Annotated in this window: 17 protein-coding genes; 10 read left to right on the top strand and 7 right to left on the bottom strand. The window is 49.5% G+C overall.

Annotated features, from left to right (window positions below):
- Window positions 1-12 precede the first annotated feature (12 nt).
- From RQP52_RS16280 to RQP52_RS16300, 5 genes are all read right to left on the bottom strand, one after another.
- Window positions 13-1,119 carry a GerAB/ArcD/ProY family transporter gene (locus tag RQP52_RS16280; RefSeq protein ID WP_315952848.1) on the bottom strand — a complete coding sequence of 369 codons (1,107 nt, stop codon included), beginning with the start codon at window positions 1,117-1,119 and terminating at the stop codon, window positions 13-15.
- A gap of 138 nt (window positions 1,120-1,257) precedes the next feature.
- Entirely contained in the window at window positions 1,258-2,712 is a 1,455-nt protein-coding gene (locus RQP52_RS16285; RefSeq protein ID WP_315952850.1) for a stalk domain-containing protein, read from the bottom strand.
- 187 nt (window positions 2,713-2,899) lie between these two features.
- Window positions 2,900-3,406, bottom strand: coding sequence for an SRPBCC family protein (locus tag RQP52_RS16290; protein ID WP_127456639.1), 507 nt, complete (start codon window positions 3,404-3,406; stop codon window positions 2,900-2,902).
- A gap of 604 nt (window positions 3,407-4,010) precedes the next feature.
- A complete protein-coding gene (locus RQP52_RS16295) occupies window positions 4,011-4,814 on the bottom strand; it encodes a DUF2935 domain-containing protein (RefSeq protein WP_315952852.1) in 804 nt (267 codons plus the stop codon).
- Between the two features lie 106 nt (window positions 4,815-4,920).
- Entirely contained in the window at window positions 4,921-5,808 is an 888-nt protein-coding gene (locus RQP52_RS16300) for an AraC family transcriptional regulator (protein WP_315952855.1), read from the bottom strand.
- Between the two features lie 121 nt (window positions 5,809-5,929).
- Here RQP52_RS16300 and RQP52_RS16305 point away from each other — a divergent pair, with 121 nt between their 5' ends.
- The 3 genes from RQP52_RS16305 to RQP52_RS16315 all read left to right on the top strand — a co-directional run bounded on the left by RQP52_RS16305 (window position 5,930) and on the right by RQP52_RS16315 (window position 8,386).
- Window positions 5,930-7,003, top strand: coding sequence for a Gfo/Idh/MocA family protein (locus RQP52_RS16305; protein ID WP_315952857.1), 1,074 nt, complete (start codon window positions 5,930-5,932; stop codon window positions 7,001-7,003).
- A gap of 17 nt (window positions 7,004-7,020) precedes the next feature.
- Window positions 7,021-7,857 (top strand): sugar phosphate isomerase/epimerase family protein, encoded by an 837-nt coding sequence (locus RQP52_RS16310; protein WP_315952859.1) that lies wholly within the window; start codon window positions 7,021-7,023, stop codon window positions 7,855-7,857.
- A gap of 244 nt (window positions 7,858-8,101) precedes the next feature.
- Window positions 8,102-8,386, top strand: a complete 285-nt coding sequence (locus RQP52_RS16315) for a hypothetical protein (protein WP_127456634.1) — start codon at window positions 8,102-8,104, stop codon at window positions 8,384-8,386.
- Window positions 8,387-8,497: 111 nt separating this feature from the next.
- Here the strand turns inward: RQP52_RS16315 and RQP52_RS16320 are convergent, their stop codons facing one another.
- On the bottom strand, window positions 8,498-10,813 hold the full coding sequence (locus RQP52_RS16320; RefSeq protein WP_315952860.1) for an AraC family transcriptional regulator: 2,316 nt from the start codon (window positions 10,811-10,813) through the stop codon (window positions 8,498-8,500).
- A 162-nt stretch (window positions 10,814-10,975) separates the two neighbouring features.
- Here RQP52_RS16320 and RQP52_RS16325 point away from each other — a divergent pair, with 162 nt between their 5' ends.
- Window positions 10,976-12,493 carry an extracellular solute-binding protein gene (locus RQP52_RS16325; RefSeq protein ID WP_315952861.1) on the top strand — a complete coding sequence of 506 codons (1,518 nt, stop codon included), beginning with the start codon at window positions 10,976-10,978 and terminating at the stop codon, window positions 12,491-12,493.
- Window positions 12,494-13,250: 757 nt separating this feature from the next.
- Here RQP52_RS16325 and RQP52_RS16330 read toward each other — a convergent pair.
- Entirely contained in the window at window positions 13,251-13,391 is a 141-nt protein-coding gene (locus RQP52_RS16330; protein ID WP_315952863.1) for a hypothetical protein, read from the bottom strand.
- Between the two features lie 350 nt (window positions 13,392-13,741).
- Between RQP52_RS16330 and RQP52_RS16335 the strand changes: the two genes are divergently transcribed.
- From RQP52_RS16335 to RQP52_RS16360, 6 genes are all read left to right on the top strand, one after another.
- Complete coding sequence (locus RQP52_RS16335) at window positions 13,742-15,280, top strand: extracellular solute-binding protein (RefSeq protein ID WP_315952864.1); 1,539 nt, start codon at window positions 13,742-13,744, stop codon at window positions 15,278-15,280.
- Between the two features lie 108 nt (window positions 15,281-15,388).
- Window positions 15,389-16,342 (top strand): ABC transporter permease, encoded by a 954-nt coding sequence (locus RQP52_RS16340; RefSeq protein ID WP_315952865.1) that lies wholly within the window; start codon window positions 15,389-15,391, stop codon window positions 16,340-16,342.
- A 41-nt stretch (window positions 16,343-16,383) separates the two neighbouring features.
- On the top strand, window positions 16,384-17,259 hold the full coding sequence (locus tag RQP52_RS16345; RefSeq protein ID WP_127458688.1) for a carbohydrate ABC transporter permease: 876 nt from the start codon (window positions 16,384-16,386) through the stop codon (window positions 17,257-17,259).
- A 16-nt stretch (window positions 17,260-17,275) separates the two neighbouring features.
- Window positions 17,276-18,358 (top strand): hypothetical protein, encoded by a 1,083-nt coding sequence (locus RQP52_RS16350; RefSeq protein ID WP_315952866.1) that lies wholly within the window; start codon window positions 17,276-17,278, stop codon window positions 18,356-18,358.
- A gap of 31 nt (window positions 18,359-18,389) precedes the next feature.
- Complete coding sequence (locus tag RQP52_RS16355; protein ID WP_315952867.1) at window positions 18,390-19,493, top strand: glycoside hydrolase family 88/105 protein; 1,104 nt, start codon at window positions 18,390-18,392, stop codon at window positions 19,491-19,493.
- Window positions 19,494-19,608: 115 nt separating this feature from the next.
- Complete coding sequence (locus RQP52_RS16360) at window positions 19,609-24,768, top strand: bacterial Ig-like domain-containing protein (protein WP_315952868.1); 5,160 nt, start codon at window positions 19,609-19,611, stop codon at window positions 24,766-24,768.
- The last annotated feature ends 235 nt before the right edge of the window (window positions 24,769-25,003 follow it).

Consider the following 25,003-nt stretch of genomic DNA (forward strand, 5'->3'; position numbering starts at 1 on the left):
ACGGGATTATGTCTACGGCTTTTTAGTTTGTTTCGGCAGGTGGCGCAGCTTGGCAATCAGCAGCATGAGCAGCGGAAGCAGCAGGGTGACGGTGAGTGCGTAAGCGGGCCAAATTTTGTTCGTGAAAGTGAAGGAGTAAGGGATATTGGGGATTAAAACATTAGCTAAAGGGACTGAAATAACGCCAATCGGGAGCACAAGCGGGCGGTATTCTTTTAAACCTAGTATTTGGGCTAGAATGAGTGTCGTAATATAAAAGTTAATGACCGTATAAAAATATTGCGTGACAAACCAGATAATCGCAATAATGGCTTCGGCGCGCTGTAGAAAATCGCCAATATTGATTTTTTGCGCCATATCATAAGTCGGATAGATGCTTCCCAAAGCTAAAGAAACACCTAAAACGGCAATATTCGTCATCGTCACGATCCATATCACGGTACCGCCGATAACTGTTCCTAGATAATAAGCTTTCTTCGCTTTACTGACATTATTGACATAAGGCAGCAGCATGAGAAAGTTGAAAACGGCTGTGAGCGGAAAACTGAGAAATTGGACGCTGCCTCGAATGGTCGGCTTAATTCCTTCTTCCAGAACTGGGAGAAAATTGGTGGGCTTCATCTGTGGAATCAGCATCAAAATGACAAGAAATAAAAACAACAAGGTCCATGGAAACAGAATTTCACTAACACGGCTAATGGTTTCGAGCCCCAGAATGACGCTGAAGGCTATCATGATGACCGTAATGGAGATGATGACTTCAATAGGCGTTTTGGACAGCATTCTTGTTGCGAGAAAATCGCTAATCCCCCACAAAGGGTACAAGGTGCTGATATAGACAAAAGATAATGCGGCCAAGGCCGCCAACTTTCCGAAGAAGCGGCCTAAAATCTGCTCGCTGTATTGAGCGAAATTCAGGTTAGGAAATTTTCCGCCGAGCGTGCAGTAGAAAACGATGAGGAGCATGCTGGCGAGTAATCCAACGATGATCGATAGCCAGGCATCCTGTTTGGCCAAGAAAATGAGTTGGGGTGGCGAGTAAATAATCGCGTTTCCAATCGTATAAAGGCATAAAAGTACCCCGAATTGTCTGCTTGATATTTGGCCTTTTTCCAACATTCGAAAGTTCCCCCGATTTTGTAGCATCTCAGTGATCTTTCCTATTTTTGCCTGATTGAGAAGGGTTAAACGTGGTGAGGACGGAAAAGACCTGAGGGTTGTTTGCCCTCAGGTCTTAAGATGATTATAGTGCCATCATTATGGCAGGCGAACGGATGCCCTGTATAAGCTGCTGTTCCAGTCCACTTTGCTATTCAGTGACTCCGCAACGAGACGGAGTGGGACGTACATGCGGCTGTCCCCCATAATCTGGAGCGGGACCGGCACGGAGACCGACTTGCCGTTCACCGTCGCTGAGGAGCTCCCGTCCTTCAGCTTCATCGTCACGCCTCCGCTCGTAATAGTAGCCGTTCGGGTTGCGGCATCCCACTGAAAACCGGCATTCATTGCGGTGATGAAGGGGCGGATCGGAACAACGGTCGTCTCATTGACGATGAAGCCGCTATAGTCATACTCAGGCTGACCGTTGATGTCGATTTGCACCTTCGGCTTGTCCATCTTACGCACGACGAGCGCGTTGCTCAGCTCGCGGCCGGGATAGGTCAGCATGGTGCCGTTGGCGTACAGACCGGAGCTGGACCCGCCGTCCATATTCATGGCATCCTTCAGTCCAAGCTGAAGGGTGATGGCGGCGAGCTGGGATAGCGTTGCGCTCGGCACGGTGCCCATCACGAGACGATCAGACCCGTCGATGCCGATGAAGCTGCGCGCAGCAAGGGATTGCGTCACCTTCGGATCGGAGAAGCCATCTCGCGTGACGTCGAGATCGACAGCGCCGCCGGTGACTAGCTTCGGCCCGACCCCGATCGCCGCGAGCCACGACTTGGCGTTCAGAGAGCTTCCGCCTTCGCCTTTGGCCAGCAGCTCTTTCGTGACGCGATCGCCGACGTCTAGATTCGGCAGGATGTGCTGCCGGTTGTTGGCGCTGTTGCCGACAAACAGGACGTAACCGCCGGCAGGAACCTGCACGGAATCGTTCGTGATGCGAGTGATGAGCCCATCTTCGATGACGACCTTGGTCCCGTTCGGGAAGTTGATCCAGCTGCCAAAGTCCGGGGTATACCAGATCACTTGATCGGTGCTGCTTTCACCGTAATACTTGTTAACCCCCCAAGGGTTAATGGTGTAAGTCCCGTTGCCTTCACTGACACGTACGGCGATGTCGAGGTCCACGAACTGAATATCCGGCACTTTATCCCGATTCAGAATAAAGGTCTGATTTTCCCCGGAGTGAAGAGCTTCACCGGCTTCTACCATCGTCCCGTTCGGGTAGCGAATGTAGGGGTTGGACTCATAGGCGTTGAAAAATGTGCCGTTAATCGCGGCAACGGCCCCTTCGCGCTCGGCGATTGCTTGTAATGGAGCGTCATGTCCAATTCCTCCGTCAGCCAAGGCGGGAGCGAGTTCCAAGGTCGGGTCGGTCAAGTCGACCGTAACGACATTTACGTTATAGGTTTTGCCTTGAGCGGTTACTTGCTTGGTAACGGCGTTCACCGAAGGGGAGTATAGTGCGGACGCGGGCGAAGCGCCGGCAAAAAGTGCAGCTGTCAGCAGAAGCGCCGCACCGGGTTTCATGATTTTATAACGAAACATGAGGTAGTCTCCTTTGGGTTCAGTCGAATGCTGCCGAAAATACGCGGCTTACTTATATTATTCGGTTGAGATGAGCTTTTTTGTGACGTCTGGCGGACATTCCAGGAGGAGGGGATGGTTGGTAAAAGGGCAGGCGGCGGTGTAGGTAAAAGAAAACACCGGCTCAGGTGAGCCGGTGCATGGGGAATTAAGCAAGTTTCGCCAAGTACTCGTCGAGTTGATTGAAGGTACCGCCAAAGCCTTGTTCCATGTTCTCAATCATAGACGTGTAGAAAGCAGCTTCTTCTTCGGTTGGGTTAACAGGGCCACCGCTAATTGTGACAACGGTTTTACCATCTTGCTCTTCGAAGGTTACGATATTCAAAATTTCAAGTGGGAAAACCGGGCTGAACGGAGCACGGATCGTGTTCGCGTCCGCATCGGAGAACGAGTTCGTGTAGACGAGTTTATCCGAAGGGGAAACCTCGCTATATACAAATTTGCCCCACATTTGAAAGCCGTCAGGGGATTTCATGCTGAAATGGAACATGCCGCCGGGGCGAACATCACACGTGGATACTTCCAGTTGCATCCCTGTCGGTCCCCACCAGTGACTTAGATGTTCGGGCTTCGTCCAACATTGGAAGACGAGCTCGCGAGGAGCGTTGAACGTGCGTGTAATAACTAACGAGCGGGCGTTTGTCGTTTCGGACATGAGTGAGTACCTCCATAAGTTTAAAATAGTATCGATCTGTAAGAGTGGCAGAAAAGCGGGTCGGGTCTCCCTTCTACTTCGAAGCGGGACCCACGGCAGTCTTGCTGCGACAGCCTAAGGCTTGTCCTCCGAATTTCTTTCTTTGTTTTGCAGTTCTTGCAAATAAGCGTCCAAGCGGTCGAAGCTCAATAGTCGACTTCATGTTTTAAATATACTTTGTTAGGAATATTCCTGTCAAGGAATATATAAATAGCATAGGTGACTGGAGTAGTATGGCCTGATGCGTGGCGGTTTATTTCGGAGAGGATCTTGTGGGTGGTGGATGAGTAACGTTCGAACGTGTGTGAGGGAGGGAACTACAGGGCGTTATTTCAGCCGGATGAACCGGGTTTCACAGTTTAGGGGAACTGGAGGATCTTATTTCAGCTGATAAACAGCCAACTGGCCTGATTATTGAGAAATAGAGGATCACAGTTCCCTTTGATCGGAAAAGAAGCTAATTCGACGGAAATAGAGGCCCATAGTTCCCATTCGCCCCTCTCGCGCCAAATTCAAAAGGCCGCCAAGGAAAGGTATACATACCTTCCATGGCGGCCTTATTATTTTAGGCACCGGGTTGTTTCCCCGTGAGCGCCACTTCAAAAGCATCAATGATGAACAAAAACCTCTCGGCCTCCCGAAACACATGGTCCGCGAGCAGCGGATGGATGATGCTTTTGATTTTACAGGCCTCGATCAAATCTCTGGCCGTCTTCTTGAAGTCGCGGAGCGAGACGACGGAAACGCGGTTCTGATCCAGGAATTGGTCCAGAAGCGGCTCTGTCTGTGATTGCGGCTTCAAGCCGCTCAAGTCGATAGCTTGAAACAACAGCTGATCGAAATCATGGCTGAAATTGCGCGCTTGCTCGACTAATTGACGCTCTGACGGGTCGAGCAGATGCCCGATGAATTTGGCATGATCCGCCATAATGCGCAGGAAGAAAACATTTTCATGAATAACCGCATCGGGCAGCGGATCCAGTCTTCCAGTGTTTAATTCCTCCAGCCGATTCCTGAAATAGTTGGCTTCTCGGCTTGTATGATCAACGAGTAAGGGAAAGTTATTGCCTCCTGGCAGTTTACATTGAATGATTAGTCCAAGAACTTTTCTTTTAAAAGCCCAAATGTGCGTTGCTGCTGCGTGTGCTTCCAAGTTAAAACGCTGGATTTGCGAGGGATCAGTCGCTTCGGTATACGAATGGGCTTTAGCTTCAATTTGCTCAAAAATACTGTAAAATTGATTCGCTTCCTGAATGAGTTGCGTATCTTCGCAGCGGAAACCCAGCTTCAGAAAAAGGGAATGTTCCTTCATAATTCGGGACCAGAATCGCACTTCTTCCAAAGAACGTGCTACAAACGCATTGGACAAGATCAGCACTCTCCTCGCACTTCAAATATACTATGTTAAGTATAATCGCTTGGAGGAGAAGATAGACCATTTTCGGCCTAACTGGGACAGCTCCCTATCCGTTAGCTCACGTTACCCGGCGATGATGCTCCGCCTTGCGATAATCTTTGGGCACGATGCCTTTGCTTTCCCGGAAAATGCGGGAGAACGTTTTGTACGAGCCGTAACCAACCTCGTGCGCAATTTCCGTTACGCTCATCTCTGTGGACACGAGCAGGCTGCAAGCATGACGCAAGCGCAGGTCGTGGAGGAAGTGGACGAACGTTTGGCCAGTCGTCTGCTTGATCACCTCAGAGATCCGCGAGGCGCTCATCGCGAACTTCGCAGCGAGGAACGATAAGGCCAGCTCCTCCTGATAGTTACGATGAATATAATGAATGATAGGCCAAACGGAGTGATGCGTCTTCGCACCGTGAAGTGGGATTGCTGCTGCCTCCGCCAAGGGAGCTTGCTTCCAACGATGGCGGTCGAAGCGGATGAGAATTTCTTTTAGCTTGCCTTTTAAAAGTGTCTGTCTGTATCGTTCGGTGCCGTTATATTCCTGATACATCTCCTCAAGGAGAGCGAGCATCTGCTGCTGATCTTGTCCATGCAGCTGGACATAGGCAGGCAAGGCCGTCATCTCACCCAAAAGCCCCGACAGACCGGGATCGCTCCCTGATTCCATCAACAAATCCATGCTGAACATGCAGTTATACAATACCAGCTTTTGTCCGGGGTCCGTAAAAATTTCATGCACCTGATAAGGCAGCACGAACGTGAAAGTGCCCGTCCTCATCTCATGATTGACATCATTAATGCTTTCCGACCCGGTGCCCTCAATGACATAGGATAACTCGAGGAAATCGTGACGATGTGCGCGAAAGCCGTGCCCCAGCGTATTTTTGCTGATATGAAAAGGGAAGGATGAGTGCATGTTTGGGTACGTTTTCAAATAGTCGGGAAAATACGTCATACTCAGCTAATCTCCTTCGAAGAAATGGGACGTTTTCCGAAATATAGGTACGTTTTTCTACTGCCTTTATTTTATCATAAAAGCAGGTCGTACAGGATGTACTTATGAGGAGGAACAGAACGTGGGAAGCAATAAAATTAGAATTGGTATTATTGGTGCCGGTAACATCGGCGGCGTGCATATACGCGAGTTTTCGAAATTGGCGGATTCCTGTGAAATTACGGAGATTACAGACGCCTATTTGCCTCTAGCACAAGCAAAAGCTCAAGAATACGGCATTGCTCACGTAGCGGCTAGCCCGGAAGAGCTTATTCAAAGCAGTAATGTAGACGCTGTCATTATTGGTGTGCCTAACCAGCATCATGCTTCCCTTGCTGTACAAGCTATTGAAGCCGGCAAGCACGTGCTGATTGAAAAGCCGATGGGCATTAATGCCGCAGCAGCTAAGCAGATTCTGAAAGCCAGCGAGGCTTCGGATAAAGTGGTCATGATCGGCCACCAAATGCGCTGGGAAGCTGTCCCGCAGCTGATCAAAGAGCAGGTTGAAGCAGGTGAGCTTGGTAAAATTTACACAGCCAAAACAGGCTGGTTCCGCCGCAAAGGGATTCCGGGCTGGGGCACATGGTTTACGAAAATGAACGAATCGGGCGGCGGCCCGTTGATTGATATTGGGGTTCACATGTTGGATCTTGCGCTCTACCTGATGGGCAATCCGAAACCTGTCTCCGTCTTTGGCGCTACTTATGCCGAATTCGGTCCTCGCAAGAAGGGGATTGGTACGTGGGGGACGCCAAACTGGAACGGCACGTATGATGTGGAAGATTTGGCCACGGCCCTTATCCGCATGGAAGACGGCAGCACATTGACGTTGGAAGTGAGCTGGGCGGTTCATATGGATACGGATAACACGCCGTTCATTCATCTGATGGGCTCTGACGGCGGTGCAAGTTATAAAGGAGCATCCGGCAAACTGCTGACAGAGAAGTTCAATCGGGCTATCGAGACCGATTTGAAAAAGCCTGAAAATGACGAAGGGGAGCGCCTGCGTCTAAGCAGACATTTCCTAACGTGCATTCGGGAAGGCAAACAACCGATTACATCCGTTTTATCCGGCTACACGAACAATTTAATTCTTGATGCAATCTATGAATCTTCCCGCACAGGGAATGAAGTTAAACTAAACTGGGACATCTAATTCGGGAGGGAAACACGATGCTTAGAGGGTTAACGGGAGCAGGACTTGGCAAGCTGGAGAGCAATGAGCAGTTCATCGAGCTAGCGGCAAAATACGGCTTTGCAGCCGTCGATATCGACGCGCTCGCCTTAGTAGAGAGCCACAGCACGGACGGAGCGCGCGAGCTGCTGAACAAGCATGGCCTCGTTATTGGCTCCATCGGTCTACCGGTGGAATGGCGCGGGTCTGAGGAGCGCTTCCGCGCGGACCTGCCGAAGCTGACTCAAGCAGCTGCAGCGGCTGCAGCGCTTGGCTGTACGAGCTGCTGCACGTACGTTCTGCCATCGACGGATCTGAATGCTGCGCATTTCATGGCGCTGGCCACGCGCAGATTGCGCACTTGCGCGCAAATCCTAGGCGCATACGGCATCCGTCTTGGCCTAGAGTTCGTGGGGCCGCATCACCTGCGCACACGCTGGAAACATCCGTTCATCTGGACGCTCGAAGAGACGCTGGATTGGATTGATGCGATCGGCGAGAGCAACGTCGGTTTGCTGTTCGATGCGTACCACTGGTACACGAACGGGTTAACGGTAGCCGACATCGAGAAGCTGCGCCCTGAGCAGATCGTCCACGTCCACATCAACGACGCGCCGGACGTTCCGGTGGAGGAAGTGCTGGATAACGGACGTGTGTATCCAGGCGAAGGTGTGATCGACTTGGCAGGCTTCCTGCAAGGTTTGGCGAAAATCGGCTATAAAGGCGCTGTTTCGCAGGAGATTTTGACGGCCACGCCTCCGACGGATTCCCCGGAGAGTTTGGTGCAGCGTTCCAAAGCGGGCTTTGATAAGGTTTATGCGGCGGCGGGGCTGTAGGCTTTTGTGTGGTTAGCCCCAAGCGGAGCTGGGCAATACAAGAATGATGAGCCAGAGGACGTAATGTCCTCGGCTTTTTTACTTTTTCAGGGCCGGCATTCTCACGAAATGCCAGAAAGTTTGCCATTCGACAAAGGTTCCCATGAGCCATCCACACAGTCCGACAACATTTTCATGCATTCTCGTTTACTATGTTCCTGTTCTACTAAATATGCCTAAATCAAAATGAAAAGGAGATAAGATCATGCAAATTAAAAAGAAGGATGACATTGGCTTGATTTTGGACAACTTTTCGTCGTATGCGAAGTGGGATCCTTCGGGCCAGAAACTATACCTTGTGTTCGCTGATAACAAGCGTGGGGGGCAGTGGACGCTGATGAACTACAACGATGATCGTTTCAGCGTACATGGTCGCGGTAAAGACTACTTGGATGAAAAAGAAGCGTTCTTTGAGGAACGCAACAGCGTTGTTTCGTTCTTATGGAACAACCGTGCCGCGCTAAAGGCAGCTGTAGATCCAAGCGAGTAGAAAGCTGGACAGCCAGCTAGCTCACCTAGTTTAACGAAGAGGCAAAAGCCTCCGAAACCACCAACGATGCTTGGTGGCTCCGGAGGCTTTTGGCGTTGGGTGCTGCTCGGGTTAAAGAGCAGCGCCCTCTTTTTGCTTATCGCGGTATTGCCCCGGGGTAATACCCTCTTGCTTGCGGAAGGACCGGATGAAGTTTTGCGAATTGTTATAACGCAGCTTGGATGAGATATCCTTGATAGGCATATCCGTCTCCGACAGCCATTTCTTCGCCATGTTGAACCGGTAGGCGGACAAATAATCGCTGAAGGAGCAATTCGTCTCTTTGCGGAAAATGCTGCTTAAATAATTCGCATTGTAATGCAGTCTGGATGCACAGTCCTCCAGCGTGAGGTCGGTATCGTAATATTTTTGCACAAGATCGATAATTTTCTCTGAAATATTGTGATACTGCGCATCCTGTCGGTCACGGTAGATGCGAATCAGCGGGTGGATGACCTCTGTCCAGAACCAGTCTTCGATTTCCGCCGTCATATGCAAATTCAATAGCTCTTCGAAAAGCGAGCCCTTGTTCGGATGAATCTGATTCAAGGAAATGCCGGATTCCTGCATCACCATCAGCAGGTTGTTAAGCAGCCTAGCCAGCGGAATCTGATATTCCTGTGGTGAAAGCGGAGCGGCGAATACAGCTTGCAGGAGCTGTCGCAGCAGCTCTTTGGACTTATCCTTTTCAGCAACCTTGATGGCGTCCATCAATTCATTTTCGAGCGGCTTCGGATAGTTCAGATTCAAGAAATGTTTGCCCGAATTTATATTCTCGTACTGAATGATGATCCCTTCGCCGAGCTTGATCCGATGCTTCAGAGCTTCAAGTCCTTCTTTGTAGGCGATCGACATTTGCGAAAAAGCATGGATGGGAAGGCTCATCCCGATGCTGACATGCAGATTCAGGTAGCTGAAAATGTGCTGCTGCATCTGCTCCGTCAAAGCGTAAACTTTATTGCGGAAAGCGGCAGCTTCGCTGTCTGGACTTCCAATCAAGGTCACCACCGTCTGATCGATAATGACCGGAGCGAGCCGCTGGTCGGAAGGAATAAGCTCCTCAATCATATTGTGCGCGGCGAAAAGCAGCAGCTCCATGTCCCTTTTTTCATAACGGGTATTGTCGATGGAGTCGATCTGCAGGGTAATAACGGACATCGTTTTCCATTCGTCCATATGTTTCGTATAGCCAAATTGGGCTAATTTATCGGGCAGTTCGCTCGTTTTGATATGCCCCTGGAAAGCTTTGATCAAGAAGAAGGTCCGCACCTGGCCAATATGCTGGTGAACCTCACGTTCCAGCTGGGACTTGGATTGGAACAACGTATGGACGTGCTCGCTGATCATCTGGAACTCGTTAGCCTTTCGCTTCTGATTCACGGTAACGAGGCCCCCGATTTGATTGAGCAGGAGCTGGATGGGCGAATACATTTTGCGTGAACCGAGCCAAGCGAGCAGCATGGACAGAAGCAGCATCAGAATACAGACGTAGATGGTGTAGACACCGATTTTACGCGATTCCTTGGTCAAACTGTCGATGGAAGTTAGGGACAAATAAGTCCAGTTATTCAAGTTCGAGTGCAGATAGCTCACGGAATAGCTCTTGTCGTTGATATCCGCCGTGAACTGACCTGTAGGCGCCGTTAGATGGCTTAGATCCTTCAGGCCGGCCTCGGCAATAGGTTTACCAATCAGACTGGCATCCGGATGCATGAGAATTTGATTGTGCTCGTCCATAATCAGAATATCTTCCAGATGTTTGGTATCGCTTTGAATCAAATCCTGCAGGGAACAGGCTGGAATGTTGGCCATCGCCAAGCCGTACTTCTCCAGACCGGTGGTTGGCAGCTTTTTGACCAGTGAGATGCTGTAATCGCAGGTTACACTCCGAGCATTTTCCTCCGTAAAAAACCACTTCGACGGGTTCAAAATCCAGGTGCTGTTCTCCTGCGTGTTCATCAGATTCAGCAATTTATCGTAAAAGGGGTAGCCGTCAAAACGGTACAACCCCGAGTTCTTAATCATCCAGTTCTCGCGGGCATTGATCAAGATGACATCTTCCAGCTTCGTGTCAAAAGATTGCATATACCGGATTTCGCTGCGCAAATCGTCATACATCATGAAATCGTTTACAGTTAGAGGCATATCCATCGCCTTCTTGAGCACGGTGGAGTTGACGACCTGATTAAGTGTATGGTTGACAGTCGTTAATTTCTGCTCTACATTGGAGTTGATTTGGGTGATTAACTGCATTTTTCCTTCGTTGACATTTTTTTGGATCTCATTCGACGAGGTCATGAAGGCAAAAGCGCCGATAAAAATAACCGGGAGCGTGCTGAGCAAGAACCCGAACATGGTCATTTTGCTGAGAAAACTTAAATTGGGCATCGCAGCCAACACCTTATCTTAGGATGATCAATTCTGTATCTAAGTTCTGTATCTATGTATTGTAGTCAAGTCTGTCGTTAAGAGCAATAATCATCTGTCTGGCGGATAATCATTTTCTCTGATTATGACCGCAAAACGCTGCTGCATCAAGGGGGAAGGATCATGAACACACAGGTAAACATGAAAGGTTTTAAGCGCGGTCGTCTCTTTATCTTTGGTCTGCTGATGGTTGTTTTGATCAGTGGTTGCACGAAAGGAAGCACTACGGGAGCCAATGAGGCGAGCAGTGATCGCCCTGTCATTTCGATTATGGCACCGCTTCATTTTCCACATCCGCCTATCCCCGAACTTGTTCAGGAGATCGAAAAGCTTACGAATACGAAGCTGGAATTGAATTGGGTTCCGGATGGCATATACACCGATAAAATGAACACAGCCCTCACCACGAACTCGCTAAAAAAAGCAACCTATGTGAAATATACGGACTACATGTTGATGAAAAATTCGATTCGCTCCGGCGCCTTTTGGGATATCGGACCGTATTTGTCGGCTTATCCGAATTTGAAGCAGTTGAATAAGGAGATTTTGGGACAGGCGGCTGTCGATGGAAAGATCTATGGCTTGTATACCGAGCGGCCGTCCTCCCGGCAAGGGATTATTATTCGCGAGGACTGGCTGAACAATGTGAAGCTGGCTAAGCCTACTACGGTTGATGAGCTGTATCAAGTGTTAAAAGCTTTCACGTATGGCGATCCCGATCGCAACGGCAAGGATGATACCATCGGGCTGACGGACCGAAATGACTTGGTTTTTGGCGCTTTCAAAACGCTGAGCTCCTACTTCGGCACTCCGAATAACTGGGGCGTTGCGAATGGAAAGCTGGTGCCGGAGTTTGAAACGCAGGCTTATGTGGATACGATGAATTTCATGAAAAAGCTGTACGACGAAAAGCTCATTAACTCGGATTTTGCGGTCACTAGTAAAGAAGTGCAGCGTGATAAGCTGATTCGTGGCATTGCGGGCGTCTATATTGGGAGCATGCAGGATGTGCAGCGCCTTTCGGACGAAGTGCAGCTTGTGAATCCTTCGGCCAAATTCACTCTCGTGAATCATATCGAAGGCCCTACGGGATTCAAGATCTGGTCGATTCCGAACTACAGCGCGCTGTACCTGTTCTCCAAAAAAGCGATTCGCACGGAGGCGGAATTGAAGCAGGTGCTGCAATTTTTTGACCGGTCGATGGATAAAGATGTCGCCAACCTGATGAAGTATGGATTGGAGGGACGTCACTACACCACCATTGGGGACAAAGTCCAGCTGCTGGAGGAGACATCCAAGATTCGCGTGAACGAAGTGAATGCGCTGTATGCGCTCATGATCGCGGACTTGAACAACCCGCAGGTGAAGCAGGTCGCGGAGAGCGAGTCCCTGTCACAACTGGCGGATAAGCTCAGCTTGGATAACGAGAAATATATCGTTAAGGACCCGACGCTAGGGTTAGAGTCGAAAACCTACGACGAGCGTGGCGTCGAGTTGTACAAAATCATCTCCGACGCGACGTACAATTATATGCTGGGGAAACTCGATAAAGCTGCTTTCTTGCAGGAGATTGAGCGCTGGAAGCGTAGCGGCGGCGACCAGATTATTGGCGAATATAATGAGGCATATGTGAAGAAGTGAGCTGGCGGGAGTGCCGAGGGCGTCTCGTGGGGGAAATCCGGCGAAAGTGAGCCGAACCTCCTGCGAGAGTGCCGAAAGGGCCGTCTCACGGCGGTGGAACCCGTGGACTCCGGCTGAGCGAGCCTTAAAGGCAGTCTCGTGGGGGAAATTCGGTGTAAATGCACCGAATCTCCTGCGAGAGTGCCGAAAGGGCCGTCTCATGGCGGTGGAACCCGCGGACTCCGGCTGAGCGAGCCTTAGAGGCCGTCTCGTGCCGGAAATTCACCCCAATCCCACTAACCCCAGCTAGCAACCGAAAAATCCTCTCCGCGCCACTATTTCTGTAACGTTGGTTTTCGACGCTAAAGTGTGGGGAATGAGCCGCTAGTTGCAGTTAACGTCTTAAAACAAGCGTAACACTGGCAGAGGATTGCCGCCCCTAGCCCAACCTCATCTGTAACGTTGGTTTTCGACGCTAAAGTGTGGGGAATGAGCCGCTAGTTGCAGTTAACATCGTAAAACAAGCTTAACTTGGTAGGGCCCCCCTTGCCTCTAATCAAATCCCACCTGTAACGTTGTTTTTCGACGCTATAGTGTGGGGAATGAGCTGCTAGTTGCAGTTAACGTCTTAAAACACGCGTAACACCAGAAGGGGAGCCTCGCTCACGCTCAAGGGCGTCTCGACCAACCCCACAAACTGCAAAAAGTGCAGCAATTTGCCTCGTCTTGCCCGTTTCTAGAGATGAACATGCAAAAAGTACATGTAATTCATTGTCTTTTACCCGAAATAGGTGGAAAACGCCAATTTAGCTGCACTTTTTGCATGATTGGAGGGAAAATCAATGATTTCCGCCGATTTAGCTGCACTTTTTGCAGGATGTGTTTTGCCACCGCGTCCCCCACTCGTTCCTGCACCCACACCCACCTTAATCTGCTGTATTCAGCCCCATCAATTCCCCCATCTAGCTACTTAACACCCAAACCGCATCCCCCACTCGCGCCTACATCCACATTCACTTTGACCTCCTGCATCCATCCCCACCATATTCACTCCATCCAACCACCGCAACTCCGTGCCCGCACCCACATCCTACTACTCCAGTGGGAAGCTGTACCTGAGGGCCAATAATCATCTCCCTCCCCAATAATCATCATCTCACATCCTAGAAGAACCAGGTCGAAATGAGTAAATGATTATTTCGGTACCTACATAAGACCTTGTAACGTGGAATTTGTAGCAAACAAACAATTCACGGAGGTCTAAAAAATATGAAGAGAAATTTCGTCTCGATACCGCTCGGCATTCTGCTCGTATCTAGCTTTGCACTTGCAGCCTGCTCAGACGGAGGCAAGGCCACTCCTGCAGCTACGACGGCAGCAGCCGGTACAACAGCAGCACCAAAAGCAACGGCCGATACAACGCCAGCCTCGATCACCATTATGGCGCCACTGAACACAGCACAAACGCCACCAGATACAATCATCAAAGAACTCGAAAAATTAACAAACACGAAGCTGACCTATCAATTTTTCCCTGCTGATACGTACGAGGAGAAGCTAAACACAACGTTCGCGACCGGTGCACTGCCGCAAGTGACGTACTTGAAAAACCAAGCGACTTTCATTCAAATGAAATCCGCCATCCGCGACGGCCAATTCTGGGAAATCGGACCGCTGCTCAAAGACTTCCCGAACTTGAGCAAGCTGAAGTCCACAACGAATGACAATACAAAAGTAGACGGCAAGCTATACACGCTTTATCGTGGCGTAGACATCGCCCGCCAAGGTCTTATCTACCGCAAAGACTGGGCCGATAAGCTGGGCTTGAAGCCACCGTCTAACATGGATGAGCTGTACGCGATGGCAAAAGCCTTCACAGAGCAAGACCCTGATGGCAATGGCAAAAAGGACACCATCGGCCTAACAGACCGTAACGATCTCATCTACGGTGCTTTCAAAACAGCAGCAACTTGGCTAGGCGTTCCGAACAACTGGGGCGTGAAAGACGGCAAGCTGCAACCGGAGTTCATGTTCCCTGAATATGTGAAGTCGATGGATTACTTCAAAAAGCTGCGCGACGAAGGCTTGATGAATAAAGACTTCGCAGCAACAAGTAAAACCGACCAACAAAAGCTGTTCACGAACGGTACGGCAGGGATGTACATCGGAGCTATGACAGACGTTTCTTCCCTGAATAAGGATCTGGTCAAAAACGTGCCAACAGCCGTGGTAGACGTACACAGCATGGTAGCAGGACCTGACGGCAAATTCGCTGCATGGGCGCTCCCAGGTTACGCGAACGTTGTGCTATTCCCGAAATCTGCAATCAAAAACGAAGCTGAGCTGAGAAAAGTCCTCGCCTTCTTCGACAAAATGATGACGCCTGAAGTAGCGAACCTAGCAAACTGGGGTATCAAAGATGTTAACTACAGTGTAATCGACGGCAAAGCGAAAAAGCTGGATGAAGAGAAATGGACACGTGAAGTGAAGCCGTTCACTGACGCAGCCATCGGTGATGAAGATACATCAGGAAGACTGCTCGGTATTCCAACGATCCCTGCTCAAGGCAAAGCGGATGAGCAGAAAATTGCGAATCTGAAATTCGCTGTACAAGACCCTGTGGCAGCGCTTGACTCCAAAACAAACTTGGAAAAAGGCGTTCAACTCCAAGACGTTATCAAAGATGCAACGAACAAATACATCTACGGCAGCATTGATAAGGCTGGATTCGATAAGGCCATCGAGGACTGGAAAAACCGCGGAGGCAACAAAATCATCGAAGAGTACAACGCTTTATACAAAAAATAAGCCGTGGACTGGAAACAAGGAAATCATACTGGTTTCTAATCGGGGAGGCTGCTGATCATCAGGGGCAGTCTTCTCGTTTTTAGGAAACATCGGGAAAGGAAGAGAATTATGCAGGACGTACATGCTGTGCAAAGTGTGGTGGAAAGGAAACATCAGAGCAGTGAGTTAGGCAGGCGGCTATGGAGGAACAAATGGATTTATGTCATGCTGCTGCCGGGTATTTTATATTTTATCGTGTTTAAATATGTCCCGATGTATGGATTGATCATCTCGTTCCAGAACTATAAGCCGTTCAAAGGGGTTAGCGGGAGCGAATGGGTAGGTTTTGAACATTTTCAGCGGTTGTTTACAGAGCCTGATTTCTTAAATATTTTGAGCAATACGTTAATTTTATTTGTGATGAACATCCTGTTTTACTTCCCGATCCCGATTATCATGGCCTTGATGCTCAATGAGGTGAGAGGGGAATTTTTTAAGAAAACGTTTCAAACGATCGTCTATTTGCCGCACTTTATGTCTTGGGTCATCATCGTTTCGATCTCTTTCGTTATGTTGACGATGGACGGCGGGATTATTAACGACATTATTGAATATTTCGGTTTTGAGAAAATCAATTTCCTTTTGGCACCGGAATGGTTTAGACCGATGTACATTCTTCAAGTCATCTGGCGGGAAGCCGGCTGGGGGACGATCATTTATCTGGCGGCGATTGCCTCTATTGATCCTGGATTGTATGAGGCGGCACGTATGGACGGTGCAGGACGTTTGCGCCAAATGTGGCACATTACGCTTCCGGCATTGCGCAGTGTCATTATTGTTTTGTTAATTTTGAAAATTGGTGCGGTTCTCGAACTCGGTTTTGAACATGTGTACTTGCTGCTTAACTCTATGAACCGAAATGTTGCGGAGATCATTGATACTTATGTATATACAGCGGGTTTAAAACAAGGCCAATTCAGCTACAGCGCAGCGATCGGATTATTCAAATCGTTTATCGGACTTGTACTGGTGATGATTGTCAACCGCATTGCGAAGAAAATGGGCGAAGAAGGCGTGTACTAAGCAAGGCAAAGAAAGGCAAAGAAAGGCAGGAGGGCTGCACCATGGTAGAGGATAGAACATTAGCCGGGCGAATGTTTAGCATCATTAACTATTTGCTCTTAACGATTATTGGTTTGATTACCGTGATTCCTTTTGTGCATGTCGTGGCGGGATCCTTTACGACCAGCGCGGAGATGGCGGCGAAGAAGTTCGTCATTATTCCAACGGAATGGAGCATTGAGGCTTACCGGTTTATTTTTTCGACGAATACGATTTTTAAAGCGATGGGCGTTTCCATCTGGACGACGCTGCTCGGAACGATCATTTCGATGTTCATCACAGCACTCATGGCGTACGGCTTGTCCCGCAGAGATGTGGATGGCCGCAAAGTGATCATGTTCATGGTTGTGTTCACAATGTTGTTCCACGGCGGTTTAGTGCCAACGTTCCTGGTTGTAAAAGAATTAGGGATGATCGACTCTTATATGGCTTTAATTTTACCATCGGCTGTTTCAGCGTTTAACTTGATTATTTTGAAAAACTTTTTCCAAAACATCCCGGAAGGTCTGGAAGAGTCGGCGAAAATCGATGGCTGCAGCGACTTCGGCATTTTGTTCCGCATTGTCTTGCCTTTGTCGATGCCGGCGATTGCTACGATTTCCCTCTTCTATGCCGTAACGTACTGGAATACCTACCTGAGCGCAATTCTTTATCTGAATGAGAGCGCGATGTGGCCGATTCAGGTACTACTAAGACAAATTGTCGTTCTCGCAAGCGGAATGGATCATAGCGTGGATCTCGACAGCGTGACGCCGCCTCCGGCTCAGTCCATCAAGATGGCGGTTATCGTTGTAGCGACATTACCAATCCTTGTTGTTTATCCATTTTTGCAAAAGCATTTTGCGAAAGGCGCGATGATCGGTTCCATTAAAGGGTAAAAGAAAGGATTCCAACATGCAGATGTCTAAGCATATCGAAGAGATCCGTGAGCTTCTTGCGGACATGGACGGTTTGTTTGCCGGGTTTCACGACTGGCTATGGGGACAGTACGACGCGGAAAGCGGCGGTTTCTATTATGCAAATAGTTCTAAACAGCTGCCCGCCAGCAGTGGTGTCCCAGACATTGAATCAACGGCGCAAGCGCTCAATATTATGGAGCGCTTCGGCTTACTAAGCAGCCTGCCGGCGGAGATGAAGCGGGGGCTTACACGCTTTTTTCAGAAAAGGCAGGACCCTGTATCTGGGTATTTCTATGATGCGAATCCGCTTATGCGCGAAGATGAAGTGATGGTGGCGCGGGCCATCTCCTACAGCCGTAACGCGCTAAGGAAACTCGGCGGGCAGCCGCTGTATCCGCTGCCCTATGAGGCACAGCAAGCGCCGGCTTATATGGACTCACCGCAAAGCTATCTGGCATGGCTGCAGTCGGTGCCGCTCGTGAACAGCTGGCGTGGCTGCGACCGTCTGTCTACCTCCAGCGTGTACGTGCGGCAGGTAGAACCGGAGGAGCGCAGGGGGGCTTACGCGAAGACGGCGTTTGACTTCTTTGCCGAAAAGCAGGACCCGCATACCGGACTATGGGGCGAAGGTTCCTACTATGTGCGGATATCGGGGACGTTCAAGCTGCACATTTTTTATGATCACTTCGGGATTCCACTGCCGCGCGAAGATCTGATTTACCAAAGCATCCTTATAGCGCTAAGGCAGGAGGAAGCAGCGGATATGTGTTATATCCGCAATCCGATTCACTTGCTTTCGTATATGAAGCTGTCGATCCCAGAGGAAGAGCTGCGCGAAATCATCCAGATTACACTCACGAATATGCGAAGACTGCTGCGCGCTGACGGTGGCTTTTCCCGTGAGCTTGCTCATTCTCCGACAGCGCCTAACGTCGCTCAGGTCAAGCCAGGCGAGTACTATCCCGGCATGCCGAAGGCCGTACACATTGGCGGCGGCAAGGTCGAAGGCGATATGAACGCTGGGACGCAAGCGCTGCTAATTCGCTCCGTTTGCCATCAGTTGGCTGGAAATCCATAAATCTATATAGGAATAGAGAGGGAAACTTACTATGACGGATATTTATGCAAAATCACCTATGGAATGGGCGCGAGCTGCCTGTGATTCCATTATGAGCCAGTATACACCGATGGAACTGCCGCCCGCCGGGCGTTGGCATTATCATCAAGGTGTGTTTTTATGCGGGATGGAAATGCTTTGGGCAGCTGAAAAGGATGATCGCTACGACGCCTACATTCAGGCTTATGTAGATGGCCTGATTGACGATAACGGCAATCTTTACTTTGCTCGCGATGAGCTTGATGCCGTGCAGGCCGGACTTTTGTTGTTCCGTTTGGAGAAGAAGACGGGACGCACGAAATACCGGATCGCTGCCGACAAGCTGAGAAATTTGCTTAACACGATCAACCTGACGTCAGAAGGCGGGTACTGGCATAAAGACAAATACGCCTACAACATGTGGCTCGACGGTTTGTATATGGCGGGTGTCTTCTCGCTGAAATATGCGAATGCTTACGGTGATCTCGCTCTGCGCGATACTGTGCTGCATCAAGAAGGACTGATGCGCAAGTACATGAAAGACGACGCAACAGGGTTGCTCTACCACGCATGGGACGAGAGCCGCAAAATGCCTTGGGCCAATGCCGAAACCGGCTGTTCACCCGAGTTCTGGGGCCGTTCGCTTGGCTGGTACGGTCTTGCCCTCGCGCAGTTCCTGGATGAGCTGCCTGCGGATGAGCCGGGGCGCGAGGTTTTGGTCGACTCCCTGCGGGAGTTCGTTCATGCCTTGATTCGTTACCAGGATGCCGAGAGCGGACTGTGGTATCAAGTCGTAGACAAAGGCGATCAACCGGATAATTGGTTGGAGTCCTCCTGTACAAGTCTGTTCGTTTACACGATCGCCAAGGCGGTTAAACACGGTGTTGTCGGCGGGGAGTGTGCGGCTGCAGCAGTGAAGGGGTATGAAGGCTTGATCCGCACGCTAAAATTCGATGAGCAGGAACGGGTCATCCTGCCTTTGATCTGCATCGGTACGTCAGCCGGCGATTACGAAAACTACGTAACACGCCCAACTAGCGAAAATGACCTGCATGGCGTAGGGGCTTTTGTTATGGCTTGTGTGGAAGTCGAGTCACTCGTTAAACAGACCGTATAGGCATCTAAGAGAAACAGACGTAAGAGCAGAGCATCACCTGTTATTCGTCTGTTTCTTTCTTATGATTATGTAAACGCATACATTTTAATTATCAGATAAAAGGAGAGATACAGCTTTGAATAAACGGCGTATGATTTCGGTATTCATGTCTGTGATTTTGATGTTTTCGATGCTTCCGGTGGCGTTAGCTGCGGATGTGATTCCATGGGAATTCAGTGCCTTCGGCGCAGGGACTAGTAGTATAAATACACCAGTGCCAACCATGAATGCAGACGGTTCCGTTACCCTGTTAGCCAAAGACGGGAAACTGGCTAGCACAGAAGAAGGGATATCTTATTATTTTAAAAAGTTAGAGAAAGATGCCAACCTTGAGATTCGTGCAACAGCGACTGTAGGCAATTTTAATAGTAAAAATCCGCCATCCACACCCAATCAGAAATCGTTCGGGCTGATGCTGCGCGGAAGTTTTGCGCAAGGTAGCGCCAAACAATCATCGAACTATATAGCCATTGGAGGCATGGGGGATAAAGACAATACGCCGAATGTGGTACAAGCTATTTATAAACAAGGCGTTACCGGGACTACTTCCGATGCTGCAAATACGAACAAGAAATTACTATTTAGCGGAGTGAGGGCTCCTGCACCTAAAGAGGTATATAATTTTAAAATCAAAAAATCCGGTGACGCTTTCGAGTTAACTGTCAATGGAGTCACACAAATCTTAACAGTTAATGACCTGTTTGATGGCAATGATCAGCTGTATGCCGGGTTATATGTCGCCAGAGATGCAGAGATCACTTTCAGCAATTATGACATTAAAGTGGATGAGAGAGTACCAAAACAGCTGAAATTAAATACAACTTTTATGAAAAAGGACTACTTTATCAAAGATAACCTCGACCTTACTGGCTTAAAAGTAACAGCCGTGTATGCGGATAATCACGAAGAGGAGCTTTCATTAGGAGATTATCTTGTGACGGGGTTTGATAACAGTGTGGTGGGAACGAATCTCATTACAATCTATTTCAACGGTCAAACAGCCACCATTCCTTTAAACATGAAGAACTTAGTCGTCACCGCCATGGACATCCGCTACAAGCCGGCCAAAACCGACTACTACCCGGAGGAATTCTTCGATCCGCAAGGCCTGACAGTGCTGGGACAATTCAACGGAGGCGACGTTTGGTCCGAAATGTCCGATTCGCAATATACATTTTCCCTTCCGCCAGCGGCTGCAACCGTATCGAACGCAACCTATACACTCAAGACACCGGGAACCCATACCGTTACGGTTAGGTCCACAGTGACCACAACCACCTATGCGACATTCGATGTCACCGTGAAAAACGCCCAGCTAACGGGCTTGGACATCAAACAGCTGCCGCAGAAAACCCAATTTTTCGTTGGCAAAAATTTCGATCCGGCCGGCTTGGTTGTAGAGGCGAAGTACAGCGATGCTTCAACCGTTAGATTATTGCGAAGCGACTACACGCTTTCAGCGCCGGATATGTCGACGGCAGGTACGAAGGAGATTACGGTTACTTATAAAAATGTGCCCCAAACTGATAAGACGGTTAAATTTCCTATTATAGTAAAACAGCGAACGGTTATCGGAAGCCAAGTTACCGGATATCCGAAAACAACCTATGCCATTGGGGAGTCTTTTGACCCGGCAGGTTTAGAGGTGAAGGCGGTTTATGACAGCGGGGATCAGGAACTGTTGGCCGATGCCCAGTTCACGCTAGATACTTCAGCTTTTGACAGCACAAATGCAGGTGTATATTCCATTACGATTACGCCTGTAAATGCAGCCATTCCACCAACCGTACTGCAAGTATCCGTCGTTGAACCTAGAGAGCACGAGTGGAAAGTCATCCGCTTTGGGCAATCCACCTCAAACACGAACAACACGGTTACGGTCGTTGAGCCAGGTAAATCAGCTACACTTGTCGCCTTAGAAGGCGGCGGTAAAGTGACTGGCGACCACGATGGGATTAGCTTTTACTATACGGAGCTGGATGCGGTCAAAGACAACTTTGAATTATCTGCGGATATCAAAGTTGTTGCGTATGCCAAAGATCCGCATGACGGCCAAGAATCGTTCGGCATCATGGCCAGAGACGCGATCGGAACGGCCGGAGACTCCGCCGTATTTGCTTCCAACATAGCTGCCGTTGGCGGATACAGCGGCGGCACAACGAAGCAGAACGGTACGCAGTTGTTCGTCAGAACCGGCGTTACAGCTCCGAATGGCACTGGCAGCCAAGGTGTTCAAAGCAAGATGTTGAGTGCGGTGAAACCAGCCCTCGCGAATACCTATCCAGCGGCTAATTATAAGCTAACGCTGACGAAAACCAATAGCGGTTTCACGGGTCGATTAAACACCGATAAGGCCGAAGAGATTTTTGCGCCGGATATTATGACGGTGCAGGATGGCGACAAGATGTATGTCGGCTTCTTCACCGCTCGTCTGGCAACGATTGAAGTGAGCGGCATAGACCTGAAGGTGACCGCTGCTCAAACGGATGCGCCCAAGAAGGAGCCTGCTCCGGCAGCCATCGATCCGGATATGAGCCTGACCGGGCTGACGAGAACTTCAACGACCGCGTATTCCTTTGGGCTGAAATCCAATGTCAGCGGTGTGGTGACGATCAAGCAAGGATCGAGCTTCCTTGCCCAAAATGCTCAAATTCATGCGGGACAGCCGCTTGTGCTTAACACAACGGTTACGGCTAACACGTATACCAACTTTAGCGCGGCTTTCGTGCCCGACGATACACAATATTTGGCGAACTACGGCAAAATCATGAAAAACTTCACCGTCGATATGAAAACCTATGTGGATAACGGTGACATCTACGTATCGCCGGCAGGAACTGCGAGTGGGGACGGTACAATCAACAACCCTCTCGATCTGGATACGGCCATTGATTATGTGAAATCAGGCCAGACCATCATCCTGCTGGACGGCAGATATGTACGCAGCGCCAAGCTGGAGATCAAAAAAGGCAATGACGGCACGGCCGATGCCATGAAATCTTTGGTCGCGGCGCCAGGGGCGAAGCCAGTGATCGATTTTGACAAAAAGACGGAAGGTGTCGTGCTTAGCGGGAATTACTGGCATGTGAAAGGCATTGATTTCACTAGGTCTGCGGGCAATACCAAGGGCTTCACGGTAGGTGGAAACCATAACATTGTGGAACTTAGCCGATTTTACGATAATGGCGATACAGGTTTGCAAATTAGCCGTACCGATGAGTCCGATTCGGATAAAACGCTATGGCCGTCCTACAATCTCATTCTGAATTGTGAATCTTTTGATAATGTGGACCCATCGAATAACAATGCCGACGGTTTTGCTGCAAAGTTGACTTCTGGTGTGGGCAACGTTTTTCGGGGAGATATTTCCCATAACAATATCGATGATGGATGGGATTTATACACCAAATCAGGGACGGGGGCGATTGGTCCTGTTGTCATCGAGAATAGCATCGCGTATCACAATGGAACTTTAACGAACGGTACGGTAGGTGCAGGGGATAAAAATGGCTTCAAACTCGGCGGCGAAGGCATCCATGTACCGCATGTCATCCGAAACAGCATCGCTTTTGGCAATGGTGCTTATGGCTTTGCGAGCAACAGTAATCCGGGAGTGCGCGCGGAAAGCGGAAATATATCTTATAACAATACCAAAGGCAATCTGAACTTTACGACGTACACGGGTATTCAGACCGACTTTCGTATCGATGGTTTTACTTCCTATCAAAAGGATTTCACGGCCAAAGATAATTATCCGGCAGCCTTAAATTCTGACACCAACTATCTATTTGATGGCTCCAAAAGTGTGAACAAATCCGGCACACAGCTGACGGATGCGAATTTTGCGAGTCTGGTTCCTGCACTTCCGTATCAAAGAGATGCGGAGGGCAATATCATCAGGGGCAACTTCCTGAAGTTGGTTAGTCCTAGCCATCCATCCCGGTCGGATTCAGGGGGCGGTTCATTTTCTAGTAGCGCAGCTCCTAGCAGCACGGTGAAAGAGGTAACGGGTGGTGTTGAACTACTAGGAGTACCTACTGGAGCTACGGTAGATGGGAAAAAAGTATCAACATTTTCAATTACAGCTGATCAATTCAATAAAGCGATCGACCTTCTGAAGAAGGCGAATGGAAATACGATTATTGCTGAAGTAAAAGGCGATGGAACTGTAGCTGCTGTGGAAGTGCCTGCAAGCTCAATAAGCGCAGGAGCGGCAGCCATGCCAAATTTGGAACTTTCGATTAGAGCAGGCGGCATGACTTACAACCTGCCTCTCAAAGCGCTGGATGTAGATGGGCTAGCGGCGAGTTTAGGGACAGATGCGGCAAATGTGAAAATTAGCATTTCCCTTGAGCAGGTAACTGGAGCAGCTGCTGATCCTATAACAGCAAAAATGAAAGAAGCAGGCGTCACGCCGCTAGCCGCACCGGTAGAGTTCAGCATCGTTGCTGAGGGCAACGGCAAGAAGGTGGCTGTCACCGATTTCGGGAGTACCTATGTCACCCGAGTGCTGATCTTGCCATCCGCGGTTGATGCTGAGCAAGCCTCAGCTGTATGGTTGAATCCGGCGACAGGGGAACTGAGCTTTGTTCCGGCGATTTTTAACGTCGTTAACGGTCAAACCGAAGTTACGATGAAACGTACGGGGAACAGTGTTTACGCTGTCGTTTCTTCGGATCAGACCTTTGAGGATCTGACCGGGCATTGGGCCAAAGCGGATGTGGAGCTGCTGGCTTCTAAATTTGTTATCAAAGGCGTTGCAGCTGGCACCTTTGCGCCAAACGCGTCCATTACGCGCGCTGAATTTGCAGCGCTGCTAGTACGCGCATTGGGATTGAATGAAGCGGGCGCCAGCACTTTCTCGGACGTACCTGCGAACAGTTGGTTTGCAGGGGCGGTTGGCGCTTCAGCAAAGGCCGGACTGATTGAGGGATTTGAAGATGGCTCGTTCGGGCCTGGTGAGCAAATCACGAGGGAGCAGATGGCGGTCATGATCACACGTGCCATGAAGTTTGCCGGGCAGCAACCTGTGGTGATGGATGTAGCGCAGCTGGATAAGTTTGGCGACAATGCCGCCATTCATGAATGGGCGAAAGCAGCTGTCGCCGAAGCGGTTAGCGTTGGCATTGTAAATGGCGTAATGGATACGACGTTTGCGCCTGGTGCAGCTGCAACCCGCGGGGAAGCAGCGGTTATGCTAAAAAGATTGCTGCAGAAGCTGCAATTTATGAACTGATCTGAAAAGGCGCCCGCGAGGGCGTCTTTTTTTGCGGGTTGAGGCAGGTGTTAGATGCTTACAGCACTGCAGTTGCTTCTTTCATTGGATGAATTCCAATAGAAAAGTCATTTGGAGGGCGGAATGGTCCGATCCTTTGGACAAATTCCAATGAGACGGGTGAATTCGGTGCCAAATTACCTGGTTTCACCGAGTGCTGTTGGATTTTATCCAAGGAGGAGTGGAAAATACGCCC

Origin of the sequence: Paenibacillus violae (assembly GCF_032461945.1) — a bacterium.
GTDB lineage: Bacteria > Bacillota > Bacilli > Paenibacillales > NBRC-103111 > Paenibacillus_E > Paenibacillus_E violae.